The organism is Bradyrhizobium algeriense, from assembly GCF_003062295.1.
In the GTDB taxonomy this organism is placed as follows: Bacteria; Pseudomonadota; Alphaproteobacteria; order Rhizobiales; family Xanthobacteraceae; genus Bradyrhizobium; species Bradyrhizobium algeriense.
Window position 1 is genome coordinate 55,027 of sequence record NZ_PYCN01000003.1, and the last position, 26,011, is coordinate 81,037.

At 62.9% G+C, this 26,011-nt stretch carries 31 protein-coding genes and 1 tRNA gene; 6 read left to right on the forward strand and 26 right to left on the reverse strand.

Annotation, left to right across the window (positions count from 1 at the left end; all coding sequences use genetic code 11):
* Positions 1–9: 9 nt before the first annotated feature.
* Together C7G61_RS07825 and C7G61_RS07830 are read right to left on the reverse strand one after the other, a co-directional pair.
* Positions 10–792 (reverse strand): DUF169 domain-containing protein, encoded by a 783-nt coding sequence (locus tag C7G61_RS07825; protein WP_108513543.1) that lies wholly within the window; start codon positions 790–792, stop codon positions 10–12.
* 77 nt (positions 793–869) lie between these two features.
* On the reverse strand, positions 870–1,673 hold the full coding sequence (locus tag C7G61_RS07830) for a YdcF family protein (RefSeq protein WP_108513544.1): 804 nt from the start codon (positions 1,671–1,673) through the stop codon (positions 870–872).
* Between the two features lie 67 nt (positions 1,674–1,740).
* Here C7G61_RS07830 and C7G61_RS07835 point away from each other — a divergent pair, with 67 nt between their 5' ends.
* Positions 1,741–2,682: an acetamidase/formamidase family protein gene (locus C7G61_RS07835; RefSeq protein WP_108513545.1), complete on the forward strand. Its 942-nt coding sequence runs from the start codon at positions 1,741–1,743 to the stop codon at positions 2,680–2,682.
* Positions 2,683–2,812: 130 nt separating this feature from the next.
* Here the strand turns inward: C7G61_RS07835 and C7G61_RS07840 are convergent, their stop codons facing one another.
* On the reverse strand, positions 2,813–3,160 hold the full coding sequence (locus tag C7G61_RS07840; RefSeq protein ID WP_108513546.1) for a GrlR family regulatory protein: 348 nt from the start codon (positions 3,158–3,160) through the stop codon (positions 2,813–2,815).
* 290 nt (positions 3,161–3,450) lie between these two features.
* On the opposite strand from C7G61_RS07840, the gene C7G61_RS07845 reads away from it, so the two are divergent.
* Positions 3,451–3,651, forward strand: a complete 201-nt coding sequence (locus tag C7G61_RS07845; RefSeq protein WP_057839093.1) for a hypothetical protein — start codon at positions 3,451–3,453, stop codon at positions 3,649–3,651.
* 50 nt (positions 3,652–3,701) lie between these two features.
* Positions 3,702–4,172: a GcrA family cell cycle regulator gene (locus C7G61_RS07850; protein WP_108513547.1), complete on the forward strand. Its 471-nt coding sequence runs from the start codon at positions 3,702–3,704 to the stop codon at positions 4,170–4,172.
* Between the two features lie 114 nt (positions 4,173–4,286).
* On the opposite strand, the gene C7G61_RS07855 is transcribed toward C7G61_RS07850, so the two are convergent.
* The 4 genes from C7G61_RS07855 to C7G61_RS07875 all read right to left on the reverse strand — a co-directional run bounded on the left by C7G61_RS07855 (position 4,287) and on the right by C7G61_RS07875 (position 7,514).
* The gene (locus C7G61_RS07855; RefSeq protein ID WP_108513548.1) at positions 4,287–5,255 is read right to left on the reverse strand and encodes an SDR family oxidoreductase; all 969 of its coding nucleotides are present in this window, start codon (positions 5,253–5,255) and stop codon (positions 4,287–4,289) included.
* A gap of 264 nt (positions 5,256–5,519) precedes the next feature.
* Positions 5,520–5,909, reverse strand: a complete 390-nt coding sequence (locus C7G61_RS43825) for a hypothetical protein (protein WP_145963577.1) — start codon at positions 5,907–5,909, stop codon at positions 5,520–5,522.
* A gap of 287 nt (positions 5,910–6,196) precedes the next feature.
* Positions 6,197–6,778: a hypothetical protein gene (locus tag C7G61_RS07865; protein WP_108513550.1), complete on the reverse strand. Its 582-nt coding sequence runs from the start codon at positions 6,776–6,778 to the stop codon at positions 6,197–6,199.
* A 526-nt stretch (positions 6,779–7,304) separates the two neighbouring features.
* Positions 7,305–7,514 carry a cold-shock protein gene (locus C7G61_RS07875; RefSeq protein ID WP_249805689.1) on the reverse strand — a complete coding sequence of 70 codons (210 nt, stop codon included), beginning with the start codon at positions 7,512–7,514 and terminating at the stop codon, positions 7,305–7,307.
* A 254-nt stretch (positions 7,515–7,768) separates the two neighbouring features.
* Here C7G61_RS07875 and C7G61_RS07880 point away from each other — a divergent pair, with 254 nt between their 5' ends.
* Entirely contained in the window at positions 7,769–7,972 is a 204-nt protein-coding gene (locus C7G61_RS07880; RefSeq protein ID WP_244608187.1) for a hypothetical protein, read from the forward strand.
* Positions 7,973–8,008: 36 nt separating this feature from the next.
* Here the strand turns inward: C7G61_RS07880 and C7G61_RS07885 are convergent.
* The 7 genes from C7G61_RS07885 to C7G61_RS07915 form a co-directional block, all read right to left on the reverse strand.
* A tRNA-Pro gene (locus C7G61_RS07885) sits at positions 8,009–8,086 on the reverse strand.
* Between the two features lie 91 nt (positions 8,087–8,177).
* On the reverse strand, positions 8,178–8,732 hold the full coding sequence (locus tag C7G61_RS07890) for a MerR family transcriptional regulator (RefSeq protein ID WP_108513552.1): 555 nt from the start codon (positions 8,730–8,732) through the stop codon (positions 8,178–8,180).
* An 81-nt stretch (positions 8,733–8,813) separates the two neighbouring features.
* Entirely contained in the window at positions 8,814–9,143 is a 330-nt protein-coding gene (locus C7G61_RS07895; RefSeq protein ID WP_057845762.1) for an integration host factor subunit alpha, read from the reverse strand.
* Positions 9,144–9,274: 131 nt separating this feature from the next.
* A complete protein-coding gene (locus tag C7G61_RS07900; protein ID WP_108513553.1) occupies positions 9,275–10,252 on the reverse strand; it encodes a beta-ketoacyl-ACP synthase III in 978 nt (325 codons plus the stop codon).
* Positions 10,249–11,286 carry a phosphate acyltransferase PlsX gene (gene plsX, locus C7G61_RS07905; RefSeq protein WP_108513554.1) on the reverse strand — a complete coding sequence of 346 codons (1,038 nt, stop codon included), beginning with the start codon at positions 11,284–11,286 and terminating at the stop codon, positions 10,249–10,251. The genes C7G61_RS07900 and plsX overlap by 4 nt, the downstream gene beginning before the upstream one ends.
* Positions 11,287–11,588: 302 nt before the next feature.
* A complete protein-coding gene (locus C7G61_RS07910) occupies positions 11,589–12,191 on the reverse strand; it encodes a YceD family protein (protein WP_108513555.1) in 603 nt (200 codons plus the stop codon).
* On the reverse strand, positions 12,188–12,736 hold the full coding sequence (locus tag C7G61_RS07915; RefSeq protein ID WP_108513556.1) for a ubiquinol-cytochrome C chaperone family protein: 549 nt from the start codon (positions 12,734–12,736) through the stop codon (positions 12,188–12,190). The genes C7G61_RS07910 and C7G61_RS07915 overlap by 4 nt, the downstream gene beginning before the upstream one ends.
* 116 nt (positions 12,737–12,852) lie before the next feature.
* Between C7G61_RS07915 and C7G61_RS07920 the strand changes: the two genes are divergently transcribed.
* Together C7G61_RS07920 and C7G61_RS07925 are read left to right on the forward strand one after the other, a co-directional pair.
* Positions 12,853–13,329: an outer membrane protein assembly factor BamE gene (locus tag C7G61_RS07920; protein WP_420836742.1), complete on the forward strand. Its 477-nt coding sequence runs from the start codon at positions 12,853–12,855 to the stop codon at positions 13,327–13,329.
* Between the two features lie 105 nt (positions 13,330–13,434).
* A complete protein-coding gene (locus tag C7G61_RS07925) occupies positions 13,435–14,439 on the forward strand; it encodes a Bug family tripartite tricarboxylate transporter substrate binding protein (RefSeq protein WP_244608188.1) in 1,005 nt (334 codons plus the stop codon).
* Positions 14,440–14,608: 169 nt separating this feature from the next.
* Here the strand turns inward: C7G61_RS07925 and C7G61_RS07930 are convergent, their stop codons facing one another.
* From C7G61_RS07930 to C7G61_RS07985, 12 genes are all read right to left on the reverse strand, one after another.
* Positions 14,609–16,729: a sodium-translocating pyrophosphatase gene (locus C7G61_RS07930; protein ID WP_108513559.1), complete on the reverse strand. Its 2,121-nt coding sequence runs from the start codon at positions 16,727–16,729 to the stop codon at positions 14,609–14,611.
* Positions 16,730–17,054: 325 nt separating this feature from the next.
* Entirely contained in the window at positions 17,055–17,264 is a 210-nt protein-coding gene (locus C7G61_RS07935; RefSeq protein ID WP_028345703.1) for a cold-shock protein, read from the reverse strand.
* Positions 17,265–17,474: 210 nt separating this feature from the next.
* Positions 17,475–18,470 (reverse strand): thiamine-phosphate kinase, encoded by a 996-nt coding sequence (thiL, locus tag C7G61_RS07940; protein ID WP_244608189.1) that lies wholly within the window; start codon positions 18,468–18,470, stop codon positions 17,475–17,477.
* Positions 18,463–18,957 (reverse strand): transcription antitermination factor NusB, encoded by a 495-nt coding sequence (gene nusB / locus C7G61_RS07945; protein ID WP_108513561.1) that lies wholly within the window; start codon positions 18,955–18,957, stop codon positions 18,463–18,465. The genes thiL and nusB overlap by 8 nt, the downstream gene beginning before the upstream one ends.
* Before the next feature lie 2 nt (positions 18,958–18,959).
* Positions 18,960–19,451, reverse strand: coding sequence for a 6,7-dimethyl-8-ribityllumazine synthase (gene ribH / locus C7G61_RS07950; protein ID WP_108513562.1), 492 nt, complete (start codon positions 19,449–19,451; stop codon positions 18,960–18,962).
* Positions 19,452–19,507: 56 nt separating this feature from the next.
* Entirely contained in the window at positions 19,508–20,116 is a 609-nt protein-coding gene (locus tag C7G61_RS07955; RefSeq protein ID WP_108513563.1) for a riboflavin synthase, read from the reverse strand.
* Positions 20,116–21,267, reverse strand: coding sequence for a bifunctional diaminohydroxyphosphoribosylaminopyrimidine deaminase/5-amino-6-(5-phosphoribosylamino)uracil reductase RibD (gene ribD, locus C7G61_RS07960; RefSeq protein ID WP_108513564.1), 1,152 nt, complete (start codon positions 21,265–21,267; stop codon positions 20,116–20,118). The genes C7G61_RS07955 and ribD overlap by 1 nt, the downstream gene beginning before the upstream one ends.
* Positions 21,264–21,746, reverse strand: coding sequence for a transcriptional regulator NrdR (gene nrdR / locus C7G61_RS07965; RefSeq protein ID WP_108513565.1), 483 nt, complete (start codon positions 21,744–21,746; stop codon positions 21,264–21,266). Before nrdR ends, ribD begins: the two co-directional genes overlap by 4 nt.
* A gap of 12 nt (positions 21,747–21,758) precedes the next feature.
* Complete coding sequence (gene glyA, locus C7G61_RS07970) at positions 21,759–23,069, reverse strand: serine hydroxymethyltransferase (RefSeq protein WP_108513566.1); 1,311 nt, start codon at positions 23,067–23,069, stop codon at positions 21,759–21,761.
* Positions 23,070–23,408: 339 nt separating this feature from the next.
* On the reverse strand, positions 23,409–24,032 hold the full coding sequence (locus C7G61_RS07975; protein ID WP_108513567.1) for a glutathione S-transferase family protein: 624 nt from the start codon (positions 24,030–24,032) through the stop codon (positions 23,409–23,411).
* 334 nt (positions 24,033–24,366) lie between these two features.
* Positions 24,367–25,581, reverse strand: coding sequence for an MFS transporter (locus tag C7G61_RS07980; RefSeq protein ID WP_108513568.1), 1,215 nt, complete (start codon positions 25,579–25,581; stop codon positions 24,367–24,369).
* Between the two features lie 131 nt (positions 25,582–25,712).
* Positions 25,713–25,964: an Atu4866 domain-containing protein gene (locus tag C7G61_RS07985; RefSeq protein WP_420836748.1), complete on the reverse strand. Its 252-nt coding sequence runs from the start codon at positions 25,962–25,964 to the stop codon at positions 25,713–25,715.
* Positions 25,965–26,011 lie beyond the last annotated feature (47 nt).

Below are 26,011 nucleotides of genomic sequence, written 5' to 3' on the forward strand. Positions count from 1 at the left end.
TTCGCAAGCCTATTTCTTCGCGTAGGACACGCCCATGCCGGCGCGCACATCGGCCTGGATACCATAGGGCGCGATCGGATAGCGCAGGCCGTTCTTCGCCAGTTGCTTCATGCCCACGATGGCCTTTGCCAGATGCGCAGGCTGCAGCGCCATCAGCATCTCTTCATCAGGCACGCCGCCATAGCGCCGCTCGGCAAAGCACGGCAGCGACAGGCTTGGCTCGCCGGTCTTGAGCGCCCTGCCCCAGGAATCCGCGCACGCCGTCTCGCCGACCACGCCCCATTCGAACTTCTTGTAGCCGGTATATTGCAGGCCGTTGATCAGGATAATCATCTGACCGGGCGTCGCATAGACCAGGCAGATGTCGGGCGGGTTGAGCCGGCCGCTGGTGAGCGGGCTCACCGCCATCGCCTGGTACCGGCCGAAAGGCACGACGTCGAGCGCTTCCTGGCGCTTGCGCGCGTCCTCGGCCGTGCCGTGCCAGACGCCGACATAGTTTTCGCCGGCGAGAAACTTTTCGTCCTGCGGCGCCAGCCCGATGACCGCACGACATTGCGCGCCGACCAGATCGTCACCGGTGATGCCGACGGTCCAGCCGAGCCGCGAGGCCATGCTGACGATCTGGTCGGTGGTATGCACCGCCGAGGGACGGCGGATTTTCGGAATCGCGGTCATCTCCTCGACGCGGGCAAACATCTTGATGCCGATCACGGTCGTCTTCAGGCGAAGCAGGCTGTTGAGGTCGGCCACCATGCCGGCCAAATCGAGCGCTTCCGGCGTCTGCTGTTGCATGGCGTCAACTCCCGTCATCGGCGCGCTGAACAGCGCCTTGCCTGATTGTAGCCCGGCTCGATGGGGGTTGCGACCTCTTACTTCGGCGCCGGGCCCGGCACCAACTCGTCGATCTTGCCGGTGAGCCGATATGCGATGAGGCCCATCCATTCGCGCACCGCAAGGTCGGTCCGCCCGAGCCCCTCGACGGCAACGTTTGAAAGCGCCACTAAGTCATCGCGTCCGCCGACCCGCCAATCGACGGGATAGGGCTCCACCGCAAATCCCGCTTTTCGGAACAAGCCGACCGATCGCGGCATGTGAAAGGCCGAGGTCACCAGCACCCATCGTTCGCCCTGCTTCGGCTTGAGCAGCGCCTTGGCGAATTCGGCGTTCTCCTGGGTGTTGCGCGATCCCCGTTCCATGATCAGCCGCGATTTGTCGACGCCGAGGCTTTCGAAGATGGCGCCGGCGAAATCGGCTTCCCTGGCATCGTTCGAGACGAGGTTCGCGCTGCCGCCGGAAAAAACCACGCGCGCATTGGGATATCGCCTCGCCAGCGCGGCGGCAGCGATGATCCGGTCCGGCGCGCCGCGCACCACCGGCGTTCCATGCGCCACGGAGAGATCGGCTTCAATTGATGCCCCCAGCACGATGATGCCATCAGGTGCGCCGCGCGCGGCGTCCCATGACGGGAAGCGCTGCTCGAGGGGATAGAGCAGAGCTTTTCCGAGTGGCGACAGCCCGCAAATCACAAGGAGCAACACGGCTGATATCACGAGCTTCCGGCCGAGCCATGCAAAGCGCGTCGCCATCAGAATGGCGCCGACGAACCCGATGGCGATCAGAAAATTCGTCGGCAACAGCAGGTAGCCGAGCGTTTTGGACAGGACAAAAAACAAGGGAAGCCTCTGACAATGTCTGCTACAGCGTCATACGACGCCATTGCAGCAACCAAAAGCCCTCCTCATGCCCCATCATCACCTGCATTCCAGCCCCGAAACCTGCCACTGGGGCTTCTTCGAAGCCAAATTGAAGCCCGTCCTGACCATTGCCAGCGGTGATGAAGTCACCATCGACACTGTGAGCGGCGGCGCGGACGTGGTGCCTGACCGAGCCAGGTTTCACGTCCCTCCCGAGCTTGCCGATATTCACGCGCGGAGCGAGCGCATGGTGCCAGGCCACATTCTCACCGGGCCGGTTGCGGTGGCCGGTGCCGAACCCGGCGACGTGCTGGAGGTCGATATCCTCGACGTCCAGCTCCGGCAGGACTGGGGCTACAATCTGATCCGTCCGCTGGCGGGCACCCTGCCCGATGATTTCCACGAGACGCGGATCCTGAACATTCCGCTCGATCGCGAACGGATGGTGGGCCGGATGCCGTGGGGCCTCGACCTGCCGCTTAAGCCATTCTTTGGCGTGATGGGCGTGGCGCCGCCGCCCGCCTGGGGCCGCATCACCTCGCTGATCCCGCGCGCGATGGGCGGCAACCTCGACAACAAGGAACTGGGCGCCGGCGCCAAACTGTATCTGCCGGTGTTCGTGCCGGGCGCGCTGTTTTCCTGCGGCGACGGCCACGGCGTGCAGGGCGATGGCGAAGTCTGTGTCACCGCGATAGAGACCGCGCTGCAGGGCCGCTTCCGCCTGACACTGCGCAAGGATCTGCGGCTTGATTATCCGCGCGCGGAAACGCCTGATCACTACATGACGATGGCGATGGACCCCGATCTCGATCAATGCGTGGTGCGCGCGCTGCGCGACATGATTGTCTTGCTCGGCGAGAAGCGCAATCTGTCCCGCGAGGACGCCTACACGCTGTGCAGCCTCGCCGCCGATTTGCGGGTGACGCAGACCGTCAACGGCTCCAAGGGTATTCACTGCATGATTGCGAAGACGGTCGTGCACGGCTAGAGCATGATCCAGAAAAGTAGAGACCGGTTTTCCCTCGCGACAAACGCGGAACGCGTTTGCGCGGAGATCATGCTCAAACTAAAGAGATGGAGATCATGATGCGTCTATCGCATCATGATCTAACCCGCCTTCAAAACTCCGAACGCAGCTGCAGCCTGGCATGAAACACCACGCTGGTTTTTCCGACCAGCGCCGTACCGTTCACTTCCGCCGCGTCGGCGGAATAGCCACCGGTAAAGCCGCAGGTGACTTCACGCCCGCCGAACAGCGGCAGACTGCCGACCGATTTCGTGTGCTCGTTGGTGATCAATTCGCCGCGCCATTTGCCGCGATCGGCGCGATAGGAGCCCGTGTAATAGAAATATGAGTCGCCGCCGGCGATCTTGCCTTCATGCAGCACGATCACGCCGTTGGCGCGGCCATGCCCGCCGTCCGTCATCTCGATCTGGATGGTGTAGAGACCGTTCGTTACCGTCATTGCGCCCCTTGCAGTCGTCTCCGGACATCATCGGCATTCCCGGTAGCGCGAGGCAATCAAGAAATGGACACGCGGCTGGATCGTTTCGCCGCGCCCGCGAGCGCTGCCGAGCCCCGGCGGGAGCTCCGTTCAACCGGCGCGCAGCCCGTCCACAGACCCCGCCTCGGATTTTTAACCGCTTTTTCAAATGGATAGGAAGCTATCCACAAGCTGTTTGACTCATGTGTGTAAAACTAAATAGAGTCGAAATAGTAACTTTTCAGTACATCGTTTAAAAGTTAGCGTTCCCCATGGCTACAGAAAAAGCCGAAACCGACCGCGTTCCCGTTACGTTGGCGCTCTCGACCATCAACTATCTCGAAAGACTGGTGAGACAGGGCACCCACGGCACCAGCGTTCCCGGCGTCGCAAGGACTTTGATCGAGGAAGGCATTCGGCTCGCCATCAAGGACGGGCTGCTTGCGATCCGCGACAACGGCAAGGCGTCCTGACGGGAATTTTTGGGAACGCGGCGGTTCACACAGAACGTGGAACCGAGAAAATGCTTACGCATCTACCGACCTGGACGACCGACCGCGTCGAATTGCTGAAGAGTCATTTTGAAGCCGGGCTTACCTGCCGCGAGATCGCGGCCAGCATCGGCGTCAGCCGCAACGCCGTCATCGGCAAACTTGCCCGCCTCCAGTTGACGCGCGGCCCGGCCCGTGCCGAACCGCGCCCGACCAAGGCCGCCCGGGAGCGCTCCAGGAAATCCATTCCCAGGCTGCAGTATCAAATCCTGCAGGCCGTCTACGAAAACGCGCAGCCGCTCCAGGAGGAGCCGATCGCCAGCGAACGCCGCTGCTCGCTGTTCGAACTCAGCAACGAACGGTGCCGTTGGCCGATCAGCACGCCCGGCGCCGAGGATTTCTGCTTTTGCGGCAACACGCCAATTGAAGGCATGCCCTATTGTTCGGGCCACCACCGCCTCGCCTATCGTCCGGGCTCGCGCCAGCGCGTCGTGCGCGGATAAGGCAAAACGCGTTTTCAGGCGAGGCAGGCCCTTGCACGTGATCCGGTGTGAGTTGAGAAAACGCGTCAACAAGGAGGAGCTGCGGTTCTGATTCAAAATCAGAACCGCGAGACTCTAACCCAGCCGCCAGCCGACCTCTTCCGTAAAGCTCTTGTAGAACTCCGGCGTGTAGGCCTTTTCCGGGGCCTGCCGCACCCGCTCGTCGAGCTTGTGGGCGTCGTCGCCGACGAGAATGCGCCAGCGCTCGGCCTTGACCCCGTCGAGGATGATCTTTGCCGCAGCCGCCGCCGTGGTCGGCGCCTCGTCACGGAAAGTGCGGGCACGGTCGAGCGCGATCTTCTGGATGTCGTCGTCGGACATCGGCGCGGTGTCGATGCCCATGCCCTTCAGGCGCTGCCGCGTCGCCAGGATTTCATTCGGGCTCAGTTCTTCGGATTCCGATCCGCTCTGGATCTTGCGCGAATTGGAAACGATCGAGGTGCCGATATGCCCGGGCATCACGACGGAGCATTTGATGTGCGGCGCGTTGAGCCGCAGGTCCGTCATCAGCGCTTCGGTAAACCCTTTCACCGCGAACTTGGCGGCGCTGTAGGCGGTATGCGACGCGCCCAATCCTACCGACGCCCAAAAACCGTTGACGCTCGATGTGTTGACGATGTGGGCCTCGTCCGCCTTCATCATCAGCGGCAGGAAGGTGCGGACGCCGAGATAGACGCCGCCCCAGCAGATATTGAAGGTGCGCTCCCACTGTTCGCGCGTGTTGGTGAACAGGCTGCCGCCGCCGCCGATGCCGGCATTGTTGAACAGCAGATGGATCTTGTCGGTCGCTTGCTGCTCGATCAGTTCGTCGCGAAAACGCTGGAGATGGTTCTCGATCGAGACATCGGCGACATGCGTGGTGATGCGCAGGCCCTGCGGCAGCTTTTCCGCCTCGCACATGCGCTTGGTCTCGGCCATCGCCTCCAGAGAAACGTCGCACATCGCGACGTTGCAGCCTTCGGCCACGAGCTGGCGCGCGAGTTCGCGACCCATGCCCGTGCCGCCTCCGGTGATCACGGCAAACTTTCCGGCAAAGTCCTTCATGGAGTTCGTTACCTCGGCTTTTTTGAGTTGGAGCCCTCATGGAAGCGGAGCCCGTGCCGACAGGACAGTAACAGCTCGCGACTGCCGGTAAAGCCGCCCGTGCGACAGGCGGTTCGAAGTTCTCGCGGACGTTTTCGTGCGACGGAATTTACGCAGCCGCCTCGCGCGAGCCACCCGGGCGCCGAATCGGAAACGCCGCCGGACCGGTTGCCGATACAGGCAGCGTCGGCGCGCGCAGCTCGCAATACTCCGTCCGCCCCGATGTCAACGCTTGCAGATGTCGCTGGTCGCTTTCCCCTCACGCATGATCCGCATTATCTCGGGCGCGGCGAAGCTGCTGAAATCAGCAGCGACAAGCGTGCCATAGCGCCGGTGGTTCTTGAGCGCGCTCAACAATTTATCGCCAAGATTTTCGATGACGCGTGCTTCTTCAGCTGGGATCGCCGGCTTGGACGCTTCCGCCTGCTTTGCGAAAGCGAAGAACTTCGTGGTGGCCTCGACCATCGCCGCGCGGTTATCGGAGTCGCAGAGTTCGCGATCGTCCTGCGCATAAATGCAGCCCGCCAACTCTCCCCATTTGATGGCCAAAAAAACCGTCTGGTTGTCGGATCTCGGACCTGGCTTGCCGACCATGGCGGCAACGCTCGCCTGCATGCTGCCGGCCTTCAGGATGAAGTATCCGGCACTTGGCTGCATCTTCTCGGCGTCCGGACCGACGTCCACAACGCGGAAAATGCAGCTCCGCACGACCGGCGCGACCTCCGGCCGGCCGAGGCGATTGGCGTCGGCGAACAACGAAACACTGGGCCCGACCGAGACGAAACTTGACATCGCACTCGATATATTCGGGGCCCAGATCCACGCACCGACCGCGAGGAAGCCTCCGACGAAAGCCAGGATGAGGGTGAGAGCCTGACGGATCAATTTTCAAGCTCCCGCTGCTAAGCCCTGGGGCAGTTGTCGATCGTGCCCTTGTACTGATCGAGCATCGGCTTCATTGCCGCTGGGACGGTCCAGCCGAAATCAGCCTTGATCAGGCGGCCATTGCCTGTATCGAGCATCAAGGCCGCGTTGATCGCCCGGTTGCGAGGGCTGTCCCAGAGATTCCTGACCGTGGACATCTCGGATTCGCCATATCGCTTGGCGGTATTCATCATTTCATCGAACTTCGCGAAATAACGATTGATGTAGTCGACGATGTAGGCGCGATTGTTCCGCTCGCAGACTGCGTTCGGATGGGTGACGAGATAGCAGTTCAGCGCCGCCGTTATCTCTTTCGCGCGGGTGAGGTCTCGCCAGTCGACACGATGTTCGTTGCTCGTGAGCTTTGGCAGCAGCTCATCGCGCTCGGGACTTTCAAGCGCGGGATAACAGGCTTCGCGTATCTTGGCCTCTTTCCATTCGCCCATACGTTGTCCGCCCGGGAGGTAATCCGCGGTGTTGCCGAGGACGAAGTAGTTGATCAGGTTTATGCCCAGAAAAATGCCACCCAAAACAAAAGCCGCACGCATCAAGAAATTCATGGCTCAACGCCCCGGAGCGGTTGTATCGGGGCATCTATAACACCCAGAATATGCCGGGAACGTTAATCGCGGATCGGTGCGTGGGGTGGGGTTAAGGCAAACTTACCGGGGTGGCCGCGCGCATCGGCGTTCAGGTACCTCGGCTAGATCGTCGCGCATCGACCTCGCCGATGTCGCGGGTCACTTTCGCGCTGCGTAGTCCGATCCGCCGGTTCCGCTCGGGCGGACTTACTTTCCAGCGCCCCGGGCGCAGGACCGCTCAGCCCGGGAATGAGGCCACGGGGCGCGCCCTCCGCGCTCGTTGAACCTTTGGCCTCCGCCAACGACCTACTGACCAGAGGCAGTATCAATCCAGAGGAGACCGCCGTGAGCCAGTGGCGCGACAGCATGGTTGATCGACCGGAAACGGACGGTGCGGCTTACCTGACCGGCTGGACCGTCAGCGGAGTAGCTGTGCTCGGGGCCATCGTGGCCGTCTGGGTGCTCGGCATCTAGCGACGGTCAAGACCGGAACGTAAGTGCCGGATCAACCTACCCTGAGGTTTTCGGCGGATTCTTTGCCACGGTTGGCCACAACTTCGTAGCTTACCTTCGCACCCTCATTCAGACTGCTCAGACCCGCTCTCTCGACGGCCGAGATATGGACGAACACGTCCTTGCCGCCAGTCTCGGGCTGGATAAATCCATAGCCCTTTGTCGCGTTGAACCACTTCACCGTACCTGTTGCCACGTCCATGACTCCCCATAGATTCGAACAGACGAAAGATGGTGACAGAAATCCGGCGAAAGAAAGGGCCCGCCAAGGTAAACCCTCGCGAAAAAGCCGCCGCTGGGTTGATACAGCGACGGCTCTTACGCATTACTGTCGCGGCGATATCTTCCGCGATTACCACGAAGATACAGAGCTGCGGTTAGCAAATGCCGAGGCGCGCCAACGTTTGATCGGCAACAAAGAAGCGCGCGTGAGGCCGATCGCCGATTACGCCGGCAGTGCTGAACCTGTGGGTGGCAACCTTACTCGCCGAGGCCGGCGCTACGGCGCCGGAGATCGCCGAGGCGATAACTTGGACAGTCGACAAGGCCCAAAAGGTCATTGACCTGTACCTTGCCCGGCGCGGCGTGCTGGCGGCGAACGCGATCCAGAAGCTCGAGAACTATCGCGATGAGGCCGCTAAGTCTGGCACGCCTTCGTAGGATTACGAAAGAGGCCGCCCAAAATGTTGGGTAAATTGGTCGGAGCGAGAGGATTTGAACCTCCGACCCCTAGTCTCCCAGACTAGTGCGCTAACCGGGCTGCGCCACGCTCCGATGCCGTTCCATTAGCTGCGATCAGCGCCCGGCGCAAGACGCGCGAGCGGCCTCATTGAGGCCGGCAGCCGGCCAGTTCCCCGCCCGCCCCTCAGCCGTCCTTCAGGGCGTTGTCCAGCAATTGCCGGCAGGCGACCAGGTCCTGCAGCACCCGTTCGAGGCGCTCGCGGTTGGCGTCCGAGGGCCCGGGCTTACCCTTGGCGAACGGCAGCAAAATGCCGTCGTCGTCGGTATCGGCAAAGCGGTAGTCGATTTCTTTCTCTTCGGTCTCGTAATCCTCGTCGTCGGCATCGACGGTCGGCGTCTCGCCCTCCTCGGGCTCCTGCAGGCTGAGACCAATCGCCTCCTCGACGGCGCCGAAAGTGACGGCGGAAGTCTGGTCGGCAAGGCCCTGCACCGATTTGATGCCGTGCTCTTTGAGGATCCGCTGCACGCCGCGGATGGTGTAGCCCTCGCCGTAGAGCAGCCGGCGGATGCCCTTGAGCAGGTCGACGTCGTCGGGGCGGTAGTAACGCCGCCCGCCGCTTCGCTTCATCGGCTTGATCTGGGCGAACCGAGTCTCCCAGAACCGCAGCACGTGCTGGGGAATATCAAGCTCTTCAGCGACTTCGCTGATGGTGCGGAACGCATCCGGCGCCTTGTCCAAATGCCAGCTCCTCTCAACTCATCTTGTTGGTGAAGACGCAGTACTCGCCTTGTTGTCACGCGGCCGTGTTACTCGGTCTCGCTAGTCGGTCTTGCTTTCACCATTGCCGGGCGCGTGGCCGTTGATCCGCTGCTTCAGAATAGCTGACGGCTTGAACACCATCACACGACGCGGCGAAATAGGCACTTCGGTACCTGTCTTCGGGTTACGTCCGATCCGCTGACCCTTCTTGCGCACCATGAACGAGCCGAACGACGACAACTTCACCGTCTCGCCCTTTTCCAGGCAGTCAGTGATCTCTTTCAAAACGAGTTCGACAAACGCGGACGATTCCGTTCGCGACAGGCCCACCTTCTGGTAAACCGCCTCGCACAAATCGACACGTGTGACTGTTTTTCCGGTCCCGGTCATCGCCTGCCCCGCACTCTCGGCGAACAATTTATTCCCTGAAATTAGGAGGTTAGCACGCAATGGTCAACAGCGACCATCATGCAGACGCATGGAACAAGGGTACAATTTTAATCGGTGTTGTTGCGCTGCGCCTACCAGCGCACGAGCGCGGAACCCCAGGTAAAGCCGCCGCCCATGGCCTCGAACAGCAACAGATCGCCCTTCTTGACGCGTCCGTCCTTGACGGCGACCGCCAGCGCCAGCGGAATCGACGCGGCCGACGTATTGCCGTGCAGGTCGACGGTCAACACCACCTTCTGCGGTGCAATATGAAGCTTGTTCGCCGAAGCATCGATGATTCGCTTGTTGGCCTGGTGCGGGATGAACCAGTCGATGTCGTCGGCCGTCAGGCCGGTGGCGTTGAAGGCATCGACGATCACGTCGGTGATCATGCCGACCGCGTGCTTGAACACCTCGCGGCCTTCCATCCGCAAAAGTCCGACGGTCCGGGTTGAGGACGGACCGCCATCGACATAGAGCTTCGACTTGTGGCGACCGTCGGAACGCAAATGCGTCGTCAGCACGCCGCGGTCGCTCGATTTGCCCGGCTCCGTCTGCGCCTCCAGCACGACCGCGCCGGCGCCATCGCCGAACAGCACGCAGGTGCCGCGGTCGTTCCAGTCCAGAATCCGCGAGAACGTCTCGGCGCCGATCACCAGCGCGCGCTTGTAGGTGCCCGTGCGCAGGAAATTGTCGGCGGTCGCGAGCGCAAAGACGAAGCCGGAGCAGACCGCCTGCAGGTCGAAGGCAGCGCCGTGGTTGATGCCGAGGCCGTCCTGCACCGCGACTGCGGTGGCCGGAAAGGTGTTGTCCGGCGTCGAGGTCGCCAGAACGATCAGGTCGATCGCCTGGGCGTCGAGCCTCGCATGATGTAACGCCGCGCGCGCAGCCTTGATCGCCAGGTGCGAGGTGAACTCGCCCTCGGCGGCGACGTGGCGCTCGCGGATGCCGGTGCGCTGCACGATCCACTCGTCGGACGTATCAATACGGGTCGCCAATTCGGCATTGGTCAGGATCCGCTCCGGCAAATATGAGCCGCAGCCGAGCACGACCGAACGTATAGCAGTCACGAGACAACCTCCTGCGCGATCTGCGCCTGTACCAGCGCACTGATCTTGGTGAGGAGATCGCAGCGGACCATCTCATAGCCAACATCAACTGCGTAGGCAAAGCCTTCGGCGTTGATTCCGCCGTGGCTTTTAACAACCAAACCTTTCAATCCAAGCAGCATACCACCATTGGATTTATTCGGATCGAGCTTTTCCCGCAGCGCCTTGAAGGCGCTGCGGGCGAACAAATAGCCAATCTTGGATTGCCAGCTGCTCGCCATCGCATTGCGCAGAAAATCCGCCATCTGGCGTGCGGTGCCTTCCGCGGACTTCAATGCGATATTGCCGCTGAAACCCTCCGAAACGATCACGTCAGCCGCGCCCGCGCCGATCCCGTCGCCCTCGACGAAGCCGATATAGTCGAGCTCTGGAAGGTTCATCGCGCGGAGCTGTTCCGAGGCTTTACGAATCTCCTCGCCGCCCTTGACCTCCTCAACCCCGATATTGAGCAGGCCGACGGTCGGACGCTTCAGGCCGAACAGCACGCTCGCCATCGCGCTGCCCATGACCGCGAGCGACACCAGATGATGCGCATCGCCGCCGATGCTGGCGCCGAGATCGAGTACGACGGAATCGCCGCGCGCTGTCGGCCATACGCCGGCAATGGCCGGCCGGTCGATGCCGGGCATGGTGTGCAGATGGAAGCGCGCCATCGCCATCAGCGCGCCGGTATTGCCAGCGGAAACCGCCACATCGGCCTCGCCCTTTTTCACGGCGTCGATCGCAAGCCACATCGACGAGTTCTTGCGGCCGCGGCGCAGCGCCTGGCTCGGTTTGTCGTGCATGCTGATGGTCACGTCGGTATGGACCACGCGCGAGGCCTTTTTCAGCGCCGGATATTTTGCAAGCTGCTCATTGATCTGTTTGCTGTCGCCAAAAAGCAGGAATTCGCTGTCGGGATGCCGTTTCAAAGAGATGGCGGCGCCGGGAACGACGACCGATGCGCCGACATCGCCACCCATGGCGTCAAGCGCGATTCGAACCTTTTGCGGCATGAACGTCCCGGAAACCTGATCTCTTGCGGCCCTCACAGAGCATGGCCGCGCACTGGAAAGGCACCGCCAAAGCGGTGCTCGGCAAAACGCATCCCCGCGCCTCCGCCGGGCCGGGACAATAGCGTGTCCCCGTCCCGACACAACCTCTTGACCACGCTCTTTTGGCGAAAGGCAAGCGCTGTGGCCCGGAATCCAGAATACAAAATATCCCGATATAATTCAATATCTTATGGGACATTCTTGGCAGGATATCACAACGATCTCCAACCGATCGCAGCTTCGCCGGCCACTTTAACTGCCGGCTACTTGCCCTTGGGCTTCCTGGTGCCCGATTTTTTCGGTTCTGCCTTCAACGCCTTGAGCGCCGCGAACGGGTGATCCTCGGGATCGGCGGCTTCAACCACCGGCTCAAATACGGCGCCGGGTTTGCGCGGATATGGATCGACCGCAAGATACAATGCGTCGGTGGCGACCCGGCCGAGATCGATCATACCGTTCTCGATCGGCTCGGGCGGATCGGGCGTCTCCTCGTCGCCTTGCTCGGCTTCATCGACCAGCGCGGCCATCTGCGGGATCTGCTCGGGCGGCGCGAAGATCAGATCGATCGGCTCGTCGATATCGGTCTCGATCTCCTCCAGCGTCACCACGCAGGTCTGTCCGATCCACGCCCGAACGTAGCCGGCCACTTGGAAGCGGCCACCGCTCATTGGCGTGACGTCGAACGAGGCCTGCACCGAAAGTACCTCACGCAAGCCTCCGACATCGGCCACCGCGTTGCGGATCGCCTGATCGGCCTCGATGTCGCGGTGCAGGCCCGTCTCCGGTATCTGCGCCACCGCGACGGGGACGCGCCACGGGTCGGGCTTTTCAGTCGTGCCAGTCTTGGTCGTACCAGTCTTGCTCATTGCTGCGCGCCATTCTCCGGCAAGGGAAACCTGGCCGAACCGCTCGCCAGCGCGGCCTCGTCGAGGCTGCCGAGGGCGGCCATCGCCGCCTCGGCATAGGCGGCGAGCAGCCGGGCCTTTTCTATGTTCTCGCCGTTCAGAATATTCTTGCACAGCGCCTGCGCCAGTGCCTCGCGGCCTTCCGTCAGCGCAAAATCATAGGCCGCCGTTCGGCCATAGAACGCCTCGCCGAAGGCCTGCATGCGCTTCGGCACCTTGAGGTCACTAACCGCCATCTCGCGCAGATTATCGTCCATATCGTTGCAAAAGTGGTCGAACAGCCCCTGTGACAGGGCTGTGCCGCCCTCCACCGATTTCAGGCGCCGCAAGACCAGCCACAAATGCAGCAGAAGCAGGTCAAAACGGCCGTTAACCGTGTCCGGAACCCCAAAGTCCCGATAAAACAACGGTTCTCGCGCCTGCGTCACGATCATGCCATAGATGGCCTCGATGGTGCCGCGCAACGGCGCCCGGGGTTTCCTGAAGTGATTGAACGGCCAAAGCATTGTGGGTTCCGCAAGCGAGCCCTCCCGGGCCACGCGTGTTGCAATCAAGCGTGCTGCCCGGTACGTCAACGCACCGCGCGATGCAAGAGGACGGACTAATTCCTGAGATGACCGAGATGAGCCACCAGAGCACCTGCGTGCCCTCGCCGCGCCGCCTGACCGTGCGCCGACGCGGTTTTCGCGCGGCCGCGGCCGTGGCATTGGTTTGCGCGGCGCTCGCCGGGTGCACCGGCGAGCAGTTCCAGAAGGGCTATATCCTGCCGCCCAACGCGCTGGAGCAGATTCCGATCGGCGCCAGCCAGGATCAGGTGCTGATCGTGATGGGAACGCCCTCCACGGTTGCGACCCTGAACGGCGAGGTGTTCTATTACATCTCGCAGCGCTCCGAGCGCAAAGTCGCGTTCATGAATCAGCAGGTCGTCGACCAGCGGGTGATCGCGATCTATTTCGACAAGAATCGCCAGGTGCAGCGGCTTGCCAATTACGGATTGCAGGACGGCAAGATCTTCGACTTCATCAGCCGCACCACTCCAACGTCCGGCCAGGAACTCAGCTACCTGACGCCGCTGTTCAAGCTGCTCAGCTTTAACTAGCGCGCGTTCCGCCACGCGGAAATCCTGTGCCAAGTCGCGCGCTTGCCCTCTGCGCGCGCGCTGCCTACGCTCGCTGCCAATAATGATTCAGCAGGGAGTGAACTTGTGACGATTAAAGCTTTTTCTCGACGCCGTGTTTTGACCGGAGCCGCGGCCGTTTCAGCGGCGGCAATCTTGCCTCGCTCAAGCTACGGCGCCGACTGGCGGCCGACCGAAAACGTCCGCCTCATTGTGCCGGCGGCACCAGGAGGCACCACCGATGTGATGGGACGATTGCTGGCGGCGCATCTGCAGAAGGCGTGGGGCCAGTCCGCGGTCGTGGAAAACCGCTCCGGCGGTGGCGGCACCATCGGCACCGCCGAAGCCGTGCGCAGCAAGGGTGACGGACACACCATCCTGGTCGGCAATCCCGGCCCCAACGCGATCGCTTACAGCATTTTCCGCAACATGCCCTACAAGGCGGATCAGCTGCAGCCGGTTTCCAACCTGATCCGGATTCCAAACATCGTATCGGCGCATCCGTCGGTGCCAATCAAGTCGATCGCGGACCTGATCGCCTATATCAAGGCCAATCCGGACAAGCTCACCTATGGCTCGTCCGGCGTCGGGCAGAGCCCCCACCTCACCGGCGCCTGGTTCCTGCAATTGACCGGGCTCAAGATGGTGCACGTGCCGTTCCGCGGCGCCGGGCCGGCGCTGCAGGCCGCCCTTGCCGGCGATATCCAGGTCCTGTTCGACAATCTCTATCCGACGCTGCCGCAGGTGCAGGAGGGCAAGCTCAATGCCCTGGCGGTGACCACGCCGGAGCGCGCCGCGCTGGCGCCCAATGTTCCGACCATGCGCGAGAGCGCGCCGGAGCTTGCAAAATTCGATGTGTCGTCCTGGTTTGGCATTTTCCTGCCGAAGAGTGCGCCTGCTCCTGTGGTCGACGCGCTCAACAAGGAAATCAAAGTGTTCCTGGAGCGCGATGACATCAAGGAAAATATGGCCAAGATCGGCGCGCGTACCGATCACGGCACGCCGCAGCAGTATTCCGACTTCATCCAGGCGGAGACCGCGAAGTTCGCCGCCATCATCAAACAGGAAGGCCTGCAGATGGACGCGGGCTGAGAAGGTAAGGCCCGTAGCCCGGATGGAGCGAAGCGTAATCCGGGAATTTTGAGTCCGCGGATTCTACGGCCCCGGATTTCGCTGCGCTCCATCCGGGCTACGAACTACGCACCAGCAAAAACCCCGCGGCTCGCACCGCGGGGTTTCGTTTTGATCGACCATACGCCGCTCAGTGCGCCAGGATCGCCAGCAACAGGAGCGCCACGATGTTGGTGATCTTGATCATCGGGTTCACCGCCGGACCCGCCGTATCCTTGTAGGGATCGCCGACGGTGTCACCGGTCACGGCAGCCTTGTGGGCGTCGGAGCCCTTGCCGCCGAAATGGCCGTCCTCGATGTACTTCTTGGCGTTGTCCCAGGCGCCGCCGCCCGAGGTCATCGAGATCGCGACGAACAGACCGGTTACGATCACGCCGAGCAGCATGGCGCCGACGGCGGAGAACGCCGCCGACTTGCCGGCCGCGCCGCCGCCCGCAATCGCGTAGATCACGAAGTAGACGAAGATCGGCGACAGCACAGGCAGCAGCGACGGGATGATCATTTCCTTGATCGCCGCCTTGGTCAGCAGGTCGACGGCCTTGCCGTAGTCCGGCTTGTCGGTGCCCTGCATGATGCCGGGCTTCTCGCGGAACTGACGCCGCACTTCCTCGACGATCGCACCGGCCGCTCGTCCCACCGCCGTCATGCCCATCGCGCCGAACAGATACGGCAGCAGGCCGCCGAACAGCAGGCCGACCACCACGTAGGGGTTGTTGAGCGAGAAGTCGGGCAGCACGCCCTGGAAGTACGGATGCTTCGCAGAGTTGGCGATGAAGAACTTGAGGTCTTCATTGTAGGCCGCGAACAGCACCAGCGCGCCGAGACCGGCGGAGCCGATCGCGTAGCCCTTGGTGACCGCCTTGGTGGTATTGCCAACCGCGTCGAGCGCGTCGGTGGCCTTGCGGACTTCCTTCGGCAGGCCGGCCATTTCGGCAATGCCGCCGGCGTTGTCGGTGACTGGACCGAAGGCGTCGAGGGCTACGATCATGCCGGCCAGCGCCAGCATCGTCGTGGTCGCAATCGCAATGCCGAACAGGCCGGCAAGGCTGTAGGTGACGAGGATTCCCGCAATGATTACGATCGCCGGACCGGCGGTCGATTCCATCGAGATCGCCAGACCCTGGATCACGTTAGTGCCATGGCCGGTGACCGAAGACGAGGCGATCGACTTCACCGGGCGATATTCAGTACCGGTGTAGTATTCGGTGATCCAGATGATCAGGCCGGTGACGACGAGGCCGACGACGCCGCATTCGAACAGCGCCAGGCCGGTGTACTTCACGCCCGCCAGCGGGCCGAAGCCGATCAGCCAGTTGATGACGCCGGCAACGCCGAGCAGCGATAGCACGCCCGTCGCGATCAGGCCCTTGTACAGCGCGCCCATGATGGACTGGCTGGCGCCGAGCTTGACGAAGAAGGTGCCGATGATCGAGGTGATGATGCAGACGCCGCCGATGGCGAGCGGCAGGGTCATCATCGGCACCAGCAGCGGCGAAGTCGCGAAGAAGATCGCGGCGAGCACCATGGTGGCGACCGCGGTCACCGCGTAGGTCTCGAACAGATCGGCCGCCATGCCGGCGCAGTCACCGACATTGTCGCCGACATTGTCGGCGATGGTCGCGGGGTTGCGCGGATCGTCCTCGGGAATTCCGGCTTCGACCTTTCCGACGAGGTCGCCGCCGACGTCGGCACCCTTGGTGAAGATGCCGCCGCCGAGACGGGCGAAGATCGAGATCAGCGAGGCGCCGAAGCCGAGCGCTACCAGAGCATCGACGACGACGCGGTCGTTGGCCTTCAGCCCCAAGCCGTGGGTGAGAACGGCGAAATAGATGGTGACGCCGAGCAGCGCGAGACCGGCAACCAGCATACCGGTGATGGCGCCAGCCTTGAAGGCGAGTTCGAGTCCGCCGGCCAGCGAGGTAGTCGCCGCTTGCGCGGTGCGCACGTTGGCGCGAACCGAGACGTTCATACCGATGAAGCCCGCGGCGCCCGACAGCACCGCACCGATCAGGAAGCCGATCGCAACCAGCACGCCGAGGAAGTAGACCAGCAGCGCGAAGATCACGATGCCGACCATGCCGATCGTCATGTACTGGCGCTTGAGATAGGCCTGCGCGCCTTCGGCGACGGCGGCCGCGATTTCCTGCATGCGCGGGTTGCCCGCGTCAGCTTTCAGAACGGAAGACGTCGCCCAGATGGCGTAGACGATCGAAAGCGCTCCGCAGAGCACAATCACCCATAATGCTGTCATTGAATTTGCCTCAGATTTTTTGTTCCACCCCGCGCGTCACCGCGGTCGCGGCGGACGCATAAAAAGGAGGCCTTCCCTGCCCAGAAGGGCGGCCTCTCAAATCGGCGGGACCTTGCCAAAATCGCCCCCCTGGCGCAACGCCGCGGAGGCCAGAAACCGTCGAATTTTGAAAGGAATCACCGCTAATCGCGCTGGACGAAATATCACCCGGGAGGTGGCAGAGGCTTGCCTCGGCCCGAAAATACAAGAGCCCGCCCAATCCCATCGGGATCGAGCGGGCTCACTAGCCATTCCAGTACATCCGTGAAACGACCGTTTCGAGGCCTTAGACGAGCGACAGGTTTTCCGCGCTCACCTTGCCCCGCATCTTGTCGGTCTTGAGTTCGAACTGAACCTTCTGACCTTCGGCCAGTCCGCCGAGGCCGGCGCGCTCGACGGCCGAGATGTGCACGAACACATCCTTGCTGCCATCGCTCGGCTCAATGAAACCGAAACCCTTTTGACCGTTGAACCACTTCACTGTTCCCGTAGCCATTTTCTCTTCTCCAAAGCACCTAGGCTTTCATTCCGCGCGGCGATCGCACGGATTCAAATCCAATATCGACGATGTCTCTGGAAGAAGCTCCTTAGGGAGCGCGTTCGAAAAGGCACGACGGTAATCGAATGGCGATACACGTATAGGTTTTTCGTCGAAATAGCAATGGCTGGCGGGAAATAAAGGCCGACGGCGTTAACGACCCCACCTTCAAAAATGGCTGTAAGACAGCCGTTCCAGCGCGATTTCCCTGCCCTCTGCATCGATGAACTTCGGAAACGCGCTTCCCGCGACCACCATTCCGATGGAACTCACCGCGACACCGGTGCGCTCCGCGGCCTGCGAGAAGGCTTCGACGCGATCCTCAGCGATCGTGCACAGTATCTCGTAATCGTCGCCACCGGCGATCAGCACTTCCAGTCCGACAACCCCTCGAAAGACCAGATCGCACGCGGCGCTCGACAACGGAATCGACGGCAAGTCGATCACTGCGGATACGCCGGACATACCGCATAGCTTGGTGAGATCGCCCGCAAGGCCATCGGACACATCCATCGAAGCGCTGGCATAGTCGCGAACGATTTCCGCCATGGCCACGCGCGGCTGCGGCACGCGATAGCGCCCGACCAGTGCGGCACGCGCAGCGACATCGGTGGCGGCAGCGTGGACCTTGCCGCCCTTGAGAACGGCAAGCCCCAGTGCGGCGTCGCCGATCGTCCCCGTCACCATCACGCGCTCGCCGGCCTTTGCCCCGCTGCGATGAACCATCTTGCCCGGCGGCACGCGGCCGAATGCGGTGACCGAAACCATCAGCGGTCCGGGCGTCGACACGGTATCGCCACCCAGCAGCGGACAGGCGAACTGCGCGGCATCCTCGCCCAGCGCCGCCGCGAACGGCTTTAGCCAGGCCTCGTCGGCGCCGCGCAGCGCCAACGTCAGCACGAAGCCGGCCGGCACAGCGCCCTTCGCCGCGAGATCGGAAAGATTCACCCGCAGCGCCTTGCGCGCGACCGTATCGGGGGGATCGTCGGGCAGGAAATGGACACCCTCGATGATGGCGTCCGTCGTCACCACGATGTCCGAGCCGTCAGGCTGCAACGCCGCGGCGTCGTCGTCGAGACCGAGGGCGCCCGGGTCGGTCGCAAGCGGCCGGAAATAGCGCGCGATCAGCGAGTCCTCGCCGGACGCGGGTTTGCCGCTAGCCACGCGCGAACTCGTCTGCGCGGAACTGGCGCGCGATCTGGTCGAGCACGGCGTTGACCATGCCGGTCTCGTCCTTCTCGACGAACGCGTGCGCGACGTCGACATATTCGGACACGACCACGCGGCCCGGCACGTCCTTGCGATGTTCCAGCTCGTAGGAGCCCGCCCGCAGCACCGCGCGCAAAATCGCGTCGATCCGCTTCAACGGCCAGCCTTTCTGGAGCGCATCGTCGATCAAGGGATCGAGCTTGGCCTGGTCGCGCACCACGCCGGCCACCACATCCTTGAAGAACGCAGCTTCCGCCGGCAGATATTTGTCGCCTTCAACCTCGTTGCCGAGCCAGTGGCTTTCGAACTCAGCAAAAATGTCGTTGATGCCGGCGCCGGCGATATCCATCTGGTAGAGCGCCTGCACGGCGGCGAGCCGCGCCGCGCCACGGCGGTTGGCCTTCTTGTCGGGACTTTTCGCTGGCTTCTTGCTGTCTGCCATCGTCAGACCTTTGTCAGCCGGCGCTTGATGCGCAGCATCGCGAGTGCCGCACGCGCGGCGTCGCCGCCTTTGTTCAACTCGCTGGCGCGCGCCCTCGCCCAGGCCTGCGCGTCGGTATTGACCGTTATGATGCCGTTGCCGAGTGGAACCTTGCGCGCCACCGCCAGATCCATCAGCGCGCGAGAAGATTCGATCGAGACGATTTCGAAATGGATGGTATCGCCACGCACCACGCAGCCGAGCGCGATTGCCGCATCATAAGGCTTGCCGTTGTTTTCGGCAGCATCGAGCGCGATCGCGATCGCCGCCGGAATTTCCAGCGCGCCGGGCACCGTGATGAGGTCGTGCGTCACGCCGGCCGCCTTGAGCTCGGCGACGGCGCCTTCCAGCAGCGCATCCTGGATGTCGTCATAGAACCGCGCCTCGACGATCAGCGCACGCGCGCCTGAAATGTCGGTCTGGTCTTTTAAAGGGGCGCGCCGCGCGTCTGCCATCAACTACCTTCCGTCTTACTCGCTGGCCGGCGTTTTAAGCGCCGTATGTCTGCCTGTCACTTCATTTCCGACAGCCGCGCCGCATAGCGGGCCATCAGATCGACCTCGATATTGACCTCGCTTCCTGCGCGCCAGCCGCTGAGCGTGGTGACGCTGAGCGTATGGGGAATGATCAGCACCGAAAACGTGACATCCTCGACCGTATTCACGGTCAGCGACACGCCATCCAGCGTCACCGAGCCCTTGGTGGCGATGAAGCGCGCCAGTTCCCGCGTGGTGTGCAGTTCGAACCGCGCCATGTCAGGCAGATCGTCACGCTTGACGATGGTCGCAATGCCATCGGCATGCCCCGCAACAATATGGCCGCCGAGTTCGTCGCCGATCTTCAGCGCGCGCTCGAGGTTGAGTTTTGTACCTTCGACCCAGTGCTTGGCGGTCGTCATGCCGAGCGTTTCGGCGGCGGCGTCGACGTCGAACCAGGTCTTGCCGCCTTCGATGCCGGACGCGACCACGGTCAGGCAGACGCCATTGCAGGCGATCGATGCGCCATCAGCAATCGTCGTCTGGTCGTAACGGCAGGCAATGCGCATGCGGTGCAACTGGCCCTGCGCCGTTGGCGTCAAGGCTGCGATCTCGCCGATGTCGGTGACAATTCCGGTAAACATTAGGCGCGCTCGTAAACGGTAAGGGTGTCTTTGCCGAGGCTTTCGCTAGCACGTGTCTTGAAGGCAGGCGACCCGGTGAGAGCCGACAGCGGCAATGCGTCCAGCGCGGGAATGCCGCCAGTCCCGATGGTTTCGGACCCGCGCAGCAGCCAGACTTCATCGACCAGACCGCTGGCGACGAATGACGAGGCGACCCGCGAGCCGCCTTCCACCATCAGCCTCGTGATGCCCTTGTCGGAAAGCGCGCGCAGCACCGCCGGCAGATCCAGCCCGGGCGGCTGCGCGATCGCCGCAACGCGCATCACCTGCGCGCCGGCCGCGCCGAGTTTCATGGCCGCAGGGGCTTCGGCAAAATCCGAGGTCATGACCCAGAGCGGCGTCTGGCGCGCGGAATGAACCAGTCTGCTGGTGCCGGATAACCGCAGCGCGCGATCCAGCACCACCCGCACCGGCGAACGCGCCTCCATTCCCGGCAGGCGGCAGGTCAGAACCGGATCGTCCGCCAGCACGGTGCCGATGCCGACCAGGATGGCGTCGCATTGCGCGCGCAACAGATGCACGCGTGTCTTCGCCGCCTCGCCCGTGATTGCGACCGGCTTGTGGCCGGCGGCGCCGATCTTGTCGTCAGCGGAGACGGCGAGTTTCAGGATCACATGGGGGCGTTTTTCGCGGATACGGCGGAAATGGCCGGCGTGATCGCGCTCAGCTTCCGCAGCGCCGAGGCCGACATCGACGGTGATCCCGGCCGCGCGAAGTTTAGCATGCCCCTGCCCGGCCACTTCAGGGTTGGGGTCTTCGATCGTCGACACCACGCGCGCAATGCCTGACGCGATCACCGCATCGACGCAGGGCGGCGATTTGCCGAAATGCGAACAGGGCTCCAGCGTCACATAGAGTGTGGCGCCGCGCGCCGCCTCGCCGGCACGTCTCAGCGCCTCGGGCTCGGCATGGGGACGGCCGCCGGGTTGCGTCCAGCCACGGCCGACGATGACGCCGTCTTTCACCACGACCGCACCGACGGCCGGGTTCGGCCAGGTGCGCCCCAGCCCACGCCGGCCAAGTGCGAGCGCGAGCTGCATGAAGCGCTGGTCGGCCGCTTTGACCTCTTTGGATTTCTGCGCGTACTGGTCTTCCAGAATGCGGAAGATCATTTGCGTAACGTCGCGACCCGTGCGTCGTCTTCCGCGGAGAGTTCGCCGAGCACGGCCTCGAAGTCCTTGGCTTCGCGGAAATTACGATAGACGGAGGCAAAGCGCACATAGGCGACGTCGTCGAGCTGGCGCAGATGCTCCATCACGATCTCGCCGATCGCCTCCGAGGATACTTCCGCCTCGCCGCCGCTTTCGAGCTCGCGCACGATCGCGGAAACCATCTTCTCGACCCTTTCAGGATCGACCGGCCGTTTGCGCAAACTGATCTGCAGCGAGCGGACCAGCTTGTCGCGGTCGAACGGCACCCGGCGACCGTTGCGCTTGATCACGGTCAGCTCGCGCAACTGCACCCGCTCGAAGGTGGTGAAGCGGAAGTTGCAGGCGATGCACACCCGCCGCCGCCGGATCACGGCCGAATCCTCAGTCGGACGCGAGTCCTTTACCTGCGTATCGAGACTGTTGCAGCTGGGACAGCGCATCCAACGAGGCCTTTACTGATAAATCGGGAAGCGGTCGGTGAGCGCCTTGACGCGCTCCTTGATCGCGGCTTCGACCAGCGGCGCCTTGCCGTCCTCCGACTGCGCCAGCGCGTTGAGCACTTCGGCGATCATGCCGCCGACCTGCTGGAATTCGGCAACGCCGAAGCCGCGCGTGGTCGCCGCCGGCGTGCCGAGACGCAGGCCGGAGGTGACGAAAGGCTTTTCGGGATCGAAGGGGATACCGTTCTTGTTGCAGGTGATCGCGGCGCGCACCAAGGCCTTCTCGGACACGTTGCCCTTCAGGCCCTTCGGCCGCAGGTCGACCAGCATCAGATGGTTGTCGGTGCCGCCGGAGACGATATCGAAACCGTGGCCGCGCAGCGTTTCCGCCAGCGCCTTGGCATTTTCGACCACGTTCTTGGCATAGACCTTGAAGTCCGGGCGCAGTGCCTCGGCGAACGCCACCGCCTTGGCGGCGATCACATGCATCAGCGGGCCGCCCTGCAGGCCCGGGAAGATCGCCGAATTGAGCTTCTTGGCGATCGCCTCGTCGTTGCACAGGATCAGGCCGCCGCGCGGGCCGCGTAGCGACTTATGCGTGGTGGTGGTGGTGACGTGGGCATGCGGCACCGGCGAGGCATGGGCGCCGCCCGCGACGAGGCCGGCGAAATGCGCCATGTCGACCAGGAGATAGGCGCCAACGCTGTCCGCGATCTCGCGGAAGCGCTTGAAGTCCCAGGCCCGCGAATAGGCCGAACCGCCGGCGATGATCAGCTTCGGCTTCACCTGCTCGGCCTGCTTTGCCACCTCATCCATGTCGATGATCTGGTCCTCGCGTCGTACCGTGTAATGTGCGGCCTTGAACCACTTGCCGGACATGTTGACGGGCGAGCCGTGCGTGAGATGGCCGCCGGCGGCGAGGTCGAGGCCCATGAAAGTGTCGCCGGGCTGCAGCAGCGCCAGAAACGTCGCCTGGTTCATCTGGCTGCCGGAGTTCGGCTGCACGTTGGCAAACTGCGCGCCGAACAGTTTCTTGGCGCGCTCGATCGCCAGCGTCTCGGCGACGTCGACCCATTCGCAGCCGCCGTAGTAACGCGCACCCGGATACCCTTCCGCATACTTGTTCGTCATCACCGAACCCTGCGCTTCTAGCACCGCCCGGCTGACGATGTTTTCCGACGCAATCAGCTCGATCTCATGCCGCTGGCGGCCGAGTTCGCCCTTGATCGCGGCAGCGATTTCCGGATCGGCCTCGGCGAGCGTGGCCGTGAAGAACGAGTCGGGCGCGGAGGCGGTCTTGGAGCTGGAGGATGAGGAGGTCATTGGGCGAAATATCTCCACCGCCGCAGGCCCTTAGGGGCAAGGCGGTCGGCTATGTGTGGCGGTCGAAAGAAGTGTCTGCGAGATACCACATCGGCCGGAATTGGCCAAGCACTTGCGGTACAGGGCCGATATTTATGCCAGATATGGTGGGGAGGAAGGAGGCCTGTTCCCGGCCCTTGGTCGTCCCGCCCCTACCCAGCCCGTCGTCCCTTGCGCCGGGGTTGCTCCCAATCCGCTGTCATTCCGGGGCGATGCGAAGCAGCGAACCCGGAATCTCGAGATTCTCAGGTGCGCAATTGCGCACCATAGTTCGCTTCGCGCCCCGGAATGGCTGCCCCCTCACGCAAACCGGTACGGGCCGCCCTTTTCGATGCTCCGCTGGAACGCCGGCCGGGCGTGCATCCGTCCCAGCCAGGCCGCCAGGTTCGGGTATGGCGCCAATTTCCCGAACACTTTTGCCATCTCGCCGACAAAGCTCATCTGGATGTCGGCGCCGGTCAGCGACGGGCCGACAAAGAACTCCCGCCCCTTCAGCGCGCCGTCGACATAGCCGAGATGGTTGGCAAGTTCGCTGTCGATACGCGGATGCAGCGGCGCGCCGGCTTCCTTCAGCCGGGACACGTAGAGGTTCAGCATCAGCGGCAGCATCGCCGAACCCTCGGAGTAATGCAGCCACTCGTTATAGGCTTCGTACTCGGCGCTTCCCGGCGCCGGCATCATCGCGCCCTTACCGTAGCGGCGGATGATGTAATCGACGATGGCGCCGGATTCGGCGATCGTCATGTCGCTGTCGGTGATGACGGGCGACTTGCCGAGCGGATGGATCTTTGCCAGTTCGGGTGGCGCCAGCCGGGTCTCGGCGTTGCGCTGATAACGCTTGATCTCGTGAGGTGTGCCCAGTTCTTCCAGCAGCCACAGAACTCGCTGCGAGCGGGAGTCGTTGAGGTGATGAAGCGTGAGCATCGGGGTTTCCTCTGGCTTTTGTTGGATGGGCCGATGCCAAACCTGTCATTCCGAACGAAGCGAAGCAATCAAGAAGTAGGATGGGTGGAGCGAAGCGATACCCATCAATGCCGCGAGCGCTGTGCGTGTGATGATGGGTGGTTTCGCTTTCGCTCTACCCATCCTACGGTGCGTCATTGCGAGCGCAGCGACTTGTCCGCCGAAGCCTTGGCGAAGGCGGAAGCAATCCATACCTCGACGCGGGGATAGATGGATTGCTTCCTCGCTGCGCTCGCTTGCGCAAACGCTTCGCGTTTGTCGCGGGCAATGACGGGTGTGGCATCGTGTGACGCCCTCACGCCGGCACCGGCGCAGCGGCCCGTGCCACCGGCATCGGCCGGAACGTCAGGATGATCAGGAACGCGCCGAGCCCCATGATCCATGAGCCGATATAGAGCCAGGCGTAGCTGGCAAACGTATCGTAGATCAAACCGCCGGCGAGCGGACCGGTTGCCATCCCGAGGCTGCCGGCCATCGCGGTGCCGCCGATCACGGTGCCCATCATCCGCAGCGGAAAGTTTTCGCGCACCAGAACCGCGTAGAGCGGCATGGTGCCGGCATAGATGAAACCGAACAGCGCCGCGACGGTATAGAACGCGGCGAGCTCGCGCACGAAGACATAGCCGAGCGCGCCGAACGCCTGCGCCAGCAGGCCGAACACGAGTATGCGCTTGGCGCCGAAGCGATCGCCGAGCAGGCCGAAGGCGATGCGGCCGCCCATCCCGGCGAGGCCTTCCACGCTGTAGATGGTGACGGCTGCGATCATCGGGATGCCGCAACTGATGGCGTAGCTCACGGTGTGGATGATCGGGCCCGAATGCGTGGCGCAGCAGAAGAAGTTTGTCAGCAGCAGGATGATGAACTGCGGCGAGCGCAGCGCCTGCGCGAGCGTCATGTCCGGTTGCGACGGATCGCTGGATGGCGCGGACGTCCCACTCTCGAGCGCGGGCGCGCGCCGCACGAGGAGCGAGACCGGGATCATAATCACGGCGACGACGAGGGCCACGATCTGCATCGAGGTCCGCCAGTCGTGGTTCGAGACCAGCCACGCCGCCAGCGGCGACATCGTCATCGGCGCCATGCCCATGCCGGCCGAGACCAGCGACACCGCGAGGCTGCGATGGGTATCGAACCAGCCGGTGACGCACGCCATCATCGGCGCGAAGATCGCAGCAATGGCGCAGCCGACCAACAACCCGAAGACGAATTGAAATACAACCAGCGATGTCGCAAGGCTGGCCAGCCCGAGACTGACCGCCAGCACGACCGATCCGGTCAACACCACCGGCAGCGGCCCAAATCGGTCGGACAAGGTGCCCCAGATCATGCTGGAGAAGGCCATGGCAAGAAAGCCGATGGTCATGGCGCTGGATATGCCGGTCACCGACCAGCCGGTATCCCGCGCAATCGGCTGCAAAAATACCGGCAACGAAAACATGCCGCCGATTGCGACGCAGCCGAGCAAGCCCCCAGCCGCGACAATGACCCAGCGATAGCGAGAATTTTCCATTTCCTGGTCTCCACCGTAACTCTCTGGGTGGAAGACGAACGGGATGGGCTGGAACCGACAGGCCGAGCCGCCGCCAGCTCACTTTTTTGCGAGGTCGCTGGACGGGTTAGCGAAAGCGTCACAACACGACGTTACTGGCGCCGGAAGATCATGCCGCCATGATGGAGGGTATTCTCATCGACGAATTTGCCGTCAGCGGTAAAGCCGGTGTCGTCCCAATAGTCGATGTGATTGCCCTTGATCTCATATCGCCCTTGATAGGCGCTCTCGCGCGTGCCGCGGGCTTCGTCGTAGCGACCGTTCGGAAGAAGCTCATGGCGAATGTGGCCGCCGTCGGTCATCCACATGCCAACATAAGTGTGCTGCGTCATTTCTTTCTCCATGGACTGCTGTGCGCGTTTGCTGCCTTTCGATACCTCGCTGGATGCGA